The following is a 6,601-nucleotide window of genomic DNA, read 5'->3' on the forward strand; positions in this document are numbered from 1 at the left end:
GAAAAGGGAAGCCTCTCCATGAGCGAGATCATCGACATCCACGCCCGCGAAATCCTCGACAGCCGGGGCAATCCGACCGTCGAAGTCGATGTCACGCTGGATGATGGCTCCACCGGCCGCGCGGCGGTGCCGTCGGGTGCCTCGACCGGCGCCTATGAGGCGCATGAGCAGCGCGACGGTGACAAGAGCCGCTATAATGGCAAGGGCGTCCTGAAGGCCATCGAGGCGGTGAACGGCGAGATCTGCAACGAGCTCGTCGGCATGGACGCGACCGAGCAGCGCCTGATCGACACGCTGATGATCGATCTCGACGGCACCGAGAACAAGAGCCGGCTGGGCGCCAATGCGATCCTCGGCGTGTCGCTGGCGGTTGCGAAGGCGGCGGCCGAATCCTGCTCGCAGCCGCTCTACCGCTATATCGGCGGCGCCAATGCGCGCATCCTGCCGACGCCGATGATGAACATCATCAATGGCGGCGCCCATGCCGACAACCCCATCGACATCCAGGAATTCATGATCATGCCGGTCAGCGCCGAGAGCATCGCGGATGCGGTGCGGATGGGCGCGGAAGTGTTCCATGCGCTGAAAAAGACGCTGCATGATGCCGGCCACAACACGAATGTCGGCGATGAGGGCGGTTTTGCGCCGAACATCGGCTCGACCGATGAGGCCATCGGCTTCATCATGAAGTCCATCGAGAAGGCCGGCTACAAGCCGGGCGAGGATATTGCGCTGGCGCTGGATGCGGCGTCCACGGAGTTCTTCAAGAATGGCAGGTATGAGCTGGCGGGCGAAGGCAAGTCGCTGTCGTCCGAGCAGTTCGCGGCCTACCTCGCCGATCTCTGCGGGCGCTATCCGATTCTCTCGATCGAGGACGGGATGGCGGAAGACGACTGGGATGGCTGGGTCGCGCTGACCGAGCTGCTCGGTGACAAGGTCCAGCTGGTGGGCGATGATCTGTTCGTGACCAATCCGGACCGGCTTGCGATTGGCCTGCAGAAAGGCGCGGCGAACTCGATCCTCATCAAAGTCAACCAGATCGGCACCCTGTCAGAGACGCTGGACGCAGTAGAGCTGGCGCATCTGCATGGCTATACGGCGGTGATGTCTCACCGCTCGGGCGAGACCGAGGATTCGACGATTGCCGACCTGGCGGTGGCGACCAATTGCGGGCAGATCAAGACAGGCTCTCTCAGCCGCTCCGACCGGATCGCGAAATACAACCAGCTGATCCGCATCGAGGAAGAGCTGGGCCCCATCGCCATGTATGCCGGCCTTGCGCGCATCAACGCGGCCTGAAGGGCGCGGGCGCTCTTAAGGCAGGGTTAACGCAAACTCAGAAAACGCCCGGGATGGGCTTAGCCGGATTTTGACGACGCTATGTCATATCTGAGGGATGAGTCTGTCCCTGAGTTCGTTCCGCCAATGGGTTCTCGGCGCCAACTGGTCGCGGCGCGCCGAGCATCTGGCTGCACTCGACATCGAGAAGCGTCTGCGGACCGATAGTACCGGGCGCCTGATCATCTCCACTTTGATTGCCGCGCTCGCCTGCTCGGTCGCGCCGGTCTGGCTGGCGCTGGGCTGGGGCATCCTGATCGTGCTTGATGAGGGCCTCGAACGGACCTGGCCCTACCGGACACCGGAAGAGGGCGGTTTCCGGCGCGGCGAGCTGACGGCGCTTCTGGTGCACAGGGTCGTCGGTGCCTCGCTCTGGGCCGCGATGGGCCTGTTGTGGATGCTTGAGGAACCCGCTTACCAGTTCCTCGGGCTGGCGATCCTGATCGGGACGCTGGTCCATGTGTCCCAGCTCTACAACGAAAGCCGGTTGCAATCCCTGGCGACTGCCTTGCCCGCGATTTTCGCCTTCGGAACTGTTGTGATCCTGGTCTGCATGGACCCGGGCCGGCCGGTGTTCGACAAGTTCCTGATCACGTTCGCGATCCTCGCCCTGCTGACATATCTCATCACTTCGACGGTTCACAACCTGCAGATCCGGGCGCAGCTCGGCGACCTGGTACTGGAGAGCGCACGGCTTGCAGCGGAAGATGCGCTGACCGGCCTGTCGAACCGGCGGCGGTTTGAGGAAATCGTGCAGGAGTATTCTGCCGGCGAGCGTCAGGTGACCGTCGCCTTCATGGACCTCGACCGGTTCAAGCCGCTGAATGACGAATATGGGCATTCTGTCGGTGATGAGGTGCTGCGCGAGATTGGCACGCGGCTGCGCAGCCAGCCGGACATGCTGGCCGCAGCGCGCATTGGCGGGGACGAGTTTGCCGTGCTGCTGGGAAGCTCCGGCAGCGATCAGGAGACTGCGCGCAAGATCGAGGCGCTGCACCAGCAGCTGACAGCGCTGATCCCGACCGGCGCGGGCAATGTCTCGGTGGGCGCCTCCATCGGCTGGGCGCGTACCTCGGGGCCCGGCGCGTCGGTGTCGGAGGTGCTTCATGCCGCCGATGTGGCGATGCGCCGGGCGAAATTCGAGCGGCTGAACTTCGTGCAGTATGACCCGGTCGTTGATTCGGCGGCGATGGCGTCCACGGCGCTTGAGCTGGCCTTCCGGCATGCGCTGAAAGCCGGCCGCATCCGCGCTGCATTGCAGCCGATCGTGTCGGTGAGGGATGGCAGCGTGGTATCGCTGGAGCTGTTGTCGCGCTGGCCGGAGAGCGGTTTTGCGCGCGATCCCGGCCCGCAGGACTTCATCCCGATTGCCGAGCGGCTGGGACTGCTCAATGAACTGCTCTGGTGTACGCTGGAGCAGGCGCTGCCGAAAGTCAGCGGCACCGGCCAGCTTCTGGCGATCAATGTCTCGCCCTCCCAGCTGACTGCGACGAACTTCCTGTTCAACCTGACAGTCCTGATTACCAAGCATGGCGTGCCGCCCAGCCGGATCGAGTTGGAAGTGACCGAACAGGTCGCCTTCCGCAATGTGGCGGAGAACTGCGCCGTGCTGGACCGGGCGAGGGCTGTGGGATACCGGGTCGTGCTGGATGATTTCGGGACGGGCTATTCCTCGCTGGCGATGCTGGGGCAGCTGCCGCTGGACAAGATCAAGCTGGACCGGGCTTTTGTCGGCGAACTCAAGGACCATGCGGCAAGCAAGAAGATCCTGAAGGCGACCGTGTCGCTGGCGCAGGAACTGGGCATCTGCTGCTCGGTCGAAGGCATCGAAAACGCTGAAACGGCAGCGATGGTGGCCTCGTTTGGCTGTGACCAGATGCAGGGATACTGGATCGGGATGCCGGAGCTGGTGGAGCCGCAGCCGGTGCTCATGGACCTCGCCAGCTGAGGCGGGCGCCGGCCGCGCCGGCAGGGGCAGTAAGGAATTGGTTACCGTGACCGGGTACCCCCAATTGTATGGTTTCGCGACTCCCGGCCATCGGCCTCAGTCTTCTGCTGCTTTACTTCGCCTTCCACGCCTTTGCGGGGGAGCGGGGCCTTGGCCGTTGGACCGATGCGCAGATCGAGCTGGAGACCCGGAAGGCTGAGCTTGCCGCCATCGAGGCTGAGATTGACCGGCTGCGCGTTGACATCCGGCGGTTGACGCCGGGGTCGGTTGACCCCGATTATGTCGAGGCGCTGGCGCGAGATACGCTGGCTTTCGCCTATCCCGGCGAGATCGTCCTGCTGTTACCGGAACGCAGCTCTGCAAATTGACAACGATGTTCTGACTTGTCGTTGCAAAATTGCGGCGACATAAAGGCCTCAGGGAGGCACATCGTTATGGCAACTAAGTCTAAGAGTGCAAAAAAAGTACCCGCCAAGGCCTCCAAGGCCGAAATGCTTCACTTCTATCGCGAGATGCTGCTGATCCGGCGCTTCGAGGAGAAGGCCGGCCAGCTCTATGGCATGGGCAAGATTGCGGGCTTCTGCCACCTCTATATCGGGCAGGAAGCGGTCGTCACCGGGATGCAGGCCTGCCTGAAGGAAGGCGACCAGGTCATCACGGGCTACCGCGACCACGGCCATATGCTGGCCTGTGGCATGGACCCCAATGGCGTGATGGCGGAGCTGACCGGGCGGATCGGCGGCCTGTCGCGCGGCAAGGGCGGCTCGATGCACATGTTCTCGAAAGAGAAGAACTTCTATGGCGGCCACGGCATCGTCGGCGCGCAGGTTCCGCTGGGCACGGGGCTCGCCTTTGCCAACAAATATCGCGGCAATGACAATGTCAGCCTCGCCTATTTCGGCGACGGCGCTGCCAATCAGGGCCAGGTGTACGAAGCCTTCAACATGGCCTCGCTCTGGAAGCTGCCGGTGGTCTATGTGATCGAGAACAACATGTATGCGATGGGCACGAGCGTGGAGCGCCATGCCTCCGAGACCGAGCTTTACAAACGCGGCATCAGCTTCGAAATCGAAGGCGAGGAAGTCGACGGCATGGATGTTCTGGCCGTGCGCGAAGCCGGCGAGAAGGCCGTGAAACATGCGCGCAGCGGCAAGGGCCCCTACATCCTCGAGATGAAGACCTATCGCTATCGCGGGCACTCGATGTCCGACCCCGCAAAGTATCGCAAGCGTGAGGAGGTCGACGACATCCGCACGCATCACGATCCGATCGAGGGGCTGAGAGGCCAGATCCTGGAGCAGGGTCATGCGACCGAGGACGACCTGAAAAAGATCGACAATGAGATCAAGGCCATCGTGAAGGAGGCCGCCGACTTCTCGCTGGAGAGCCCGGAGCCGGACCCGAGCGAGCTTTGGACGGATGTGCTGATTGAAGAGGACGCGTGATGAGCCCGGAGCTTTCCTGGCTGTCGGCGACAGCGATCCTGTTCTTCCTTTATATCCTCGGCGAGACCGTAGCGGGCAACCGGCAGTATAAACCCAAGGAGTTGCTGGGTCCGCGGGACAATCTTGCGCCCTACAGCCCTGCTCTTGGCCGGGCCAAGCGCGCGACCGCGAACATGATCGAGGCGATGTGCATGTTCGTGCCGGTCGTCCTGGTCGCGATCATCAGTGAGCGTACGAATGAGTGGACCGCGCTTGGCTGCGCGCTCTTCTTTTTCGGCCGCCTTGCCTTTGCGCCGCTTTACTGGTTCGGCGTGCCGGTGTTGCGCACGCTGGCCTTTTTTGTCGGCGTTGTGGGCATCGTCATGATCTTCATTCAAGTCATTCCGTTTTCCGGAGTTTAAGAAATGTCCGTAGACATCCTGATGCCGGCCCTGTCGCCGACCATGGAGGAGGGTACGCTCTCCAAATGGCTGAAGAAAGAGGGCGATGCGATCCGCTCCGGCGATGTGATTGCCGAGATCGAGACTGATAAAGCGACGATGGAAGTCGAGGCCGTCGATGAGGGCGTGCTGGCGAAAATCGTCATTCCCGAGGGGACCGAAGGCGTAAAGGTGAATGCCGTCATCGCCGTGCTGGCGGCGGACGGGGAGGATGTGTCCTCTGCCTCTCCCAAGGCGGAGAAGCCGGAGAAGGCAGAGGCGGTTGCCAACGCGCCCGAGACGGAATCTCCCAAGACGGACCGCCGCGAGACCGCGCCGGAGCGCCCGCTGGCGGCGGTGCTGAACGACCCGTCGCTGCCCGAGGGCACGACCTTCACCGACACCACCGTGCGCGACGCGCTGCGCGATGCCATGGCCGAAGAGATGCGCCGGGATGAGCGTGTGTTCGTCATGGGCGAGGAGGTCGCGCAATATCAGGGTGCGTACAAGGTGACGCGCGAGCTGCTGCAGGAATTCGGCGAGCGCCGCGTGATCGATACGCCGATCACGGAGCATGGCTTTGCCGGCCTTGGCGTCGGCGCGGCGTTTGCGGGGCTGCGCCCCATTGTCGAGTTCATGACCTTCAATTTCGCCATGCAGGCGATTGACCATATCATCAATTCGGCGGCCAAGACGCTGTATATGTCTGGCGGGCAGATGGGGTGCCCCATCGTGTTTCGGGGGCCGAACGGCGCGGCGAGCCGCGTGGGCGCCCAGCACAGCCAGGATTATTCGGCCTGGTACGCACAAATTCCCGGCCTGAAAGTCATCGCGCCGTATGATGCGGCCGATGCCAAGGGCCTCCTGAAAGCCGCGATCCGCGATCCCAATCCGGTCGTGTTCCTCGAGCATGAGCTGCTCTATGGCCAGTCCTTCCCGGTGCCGGATGTGGAGGATTATGTCCTGCCCATCGGCAAGGCGGCAGTGAAGCGCGAGGGCACGGATGTGACGCTGGTCGCGCATTCGCGCATGGTCGGCTTTGCGCTGCAGGCAGCGGAACGCCTCGCCGAAGACGGCATAAGCGCCGAGGTGATCGACCTGCGCACGCTGCGCCCGCTCGACACCGCGACCGTGATCGAGAGCGTGAAGAAGACGAGCCGCGTTGTCTGCTGCGAAGAGGGCTGGCGCTTCATGGGCGTCGGCGCAGAGATCGCGGCGACGGTGGTGGCCGAGGCCTTCGATTATCTCGATGCCCCGCCGGTGCGTGTGCACCAGAAAGACGTGCCGCTGCCTTATGCGGCGAACCTTGAAGCGCTGAGCCTTCCGAGTGCGGACGATATTTATGAAGCCGCGAAGACGGTGTGTGAGGGAGCGCTCTGATGGCCATCAACATCACCATGCCCGCGCTGAGCCCGACGATGGAAGAGGGCACGCTGGCCAAATGGCTCGTC

The 6,601-nt window shown here is 63.0% G+C and carries 6 protein-coding genes; all 6 read left to right on the plus strand.

Annotation, left to right across the window (positions count from 1 at the left end; translation table 11 throughout):
• Positions 1-18 precede the first annotated feature (18 nt).
• The 6 genes from eno to ACK4SV_RS01105 all read left to right on the plus strand — a co-directional run bounded on the left by eno (position 19) and on the right by ACK4SV_RS01105 (position 6,530).
• Positions 19-1,299, plus strand: a complete 1,281-nt coding sequence (gene eno, locus ACK4SV_RS01080) for a phosphopyruvate hydratase (RefSeq protein ID WP_409915930.1) — start codon at positions 19-21, stop codon at positions 1,297-1,299.
• A gap of 97 nt (positions 1,300-1,396) precedes the next feature.
• A complete protein-coding gene (locus ACK4SV_RS01085) occupies positions 1,397-3,286 on the plus strand; it encodes a putative bifunctional diguanylate cyclase/phosphodiesterase (protein ID WP_409915931.1) in 1,890 nt (629 codons plus the stop codon).
• A gap of 68 nt (positions 3,287-3,354) precedes the next feature.
• Entirely contained in the window at positions 3,355-3,654 is a 300-nt protein-coding gene (locus ACK4SV_RS01090) for an FtsB family cell division protein (RefSeq protein ID WP_409915932.1), read from the plus strand.
• Positions 3,655-3,720: 66 nt separating this feature from the next.
• Positions 3,721-4,731, plus strand: coding sequence for a pyruvate dehydrogenase (acetyl-transferring) E1 component subunit alpha (gene pdhA, locus ACK4SV_RS01095; protein WP_409915933.1), 1,011 nt, complete (start codon positions 3,721-3,723; stop codon positions 4,729-4,731).
• A complete protein-coding gene (locus ACK4SV_RS01100; RefSeq protein WP_409915934.1) occupies positions 4,731-5,132 on the plus strand; it encodes an MAPEG family protein in 402 nt (133 codons plus the stop codon). Before pdhA ends, ACK4SV_RS01100 begins: the two co-directional genes overlap by 1 nt.
• A 3-nt stretch (positions 5,133-5,135) precedes the next feature.
• Positions 5,136-6,530: a pyruvate dehydrogenase complex E1 component subunit beta gene (locus ACK4SV_RS01105; protein WP_409915935.1), complete on the plus strand. Its 1,395-nt coding sequence runs from the start codon at positions 5,136-5,138 to the stop codon at positions 6,528-6,530.
• The last annotated feature ends 71 nt before the right edge of the window (positions 6,531-6,601 follow it).

The sequence above is a fragment of the Hyphomonas sp. genome, from assembly GCF_046313735.1.
Classification (GTDB): Bacteria; Pseudomonadota; Alphaproteobacteria; order Caulobacterales; family Hyphomonadaceae; genus Hyphomonas.

What these genes read in the sequence shown, in the direction of transcription:
- ACK4SV_RS01090 (WP_409915932.1), top strand. Translation starts at nt 3,355, where the DNA reads ATGGTTTCGCGACTCCCGGCCATCGGCCTCAGTCTTCTGCTGCTTTAC.
- eno (WP_409915930.1), top strand. Translation starts at nt 19, where the DNA reads ATGAGCGAGATCATCGACATCCACGCCCGCGAAATCCTCGACAGCCGG.
- ACK4SV_RS01085 (WP_409915931.1), top strand. Translation starts at nt 1,397, where the DNA reads ATGAGTCTGTCCCTGAGTTCGTTCCGCCAATGGGTTCTCGGCGCCAAC.
- pdhA (WP_409915933.1), top strand. Translation starts at nt 3,721, where the DNA reads ATGGCAACTAAGTCTAAGAGTGCAAAAAAAGTACCCGCCAAGGCCTCC.
- ACK4SV_RS01105 (WP_409915935.1), top strand. Translation starts at nt 5,136, where the DNA reads ATGTCCGTAGACATCCTGATGCCGGCCCTGTCGCCGACCATGGAGGAG.
- ACK4SV_RS01100 (WP_409915934.1), top strand. Translation starts at nt 4,731, where the DNA reads ATGAGCCCGGAGCTTTCCTGGCTGTCGGCGACAGCGATCCTGTTCTTC.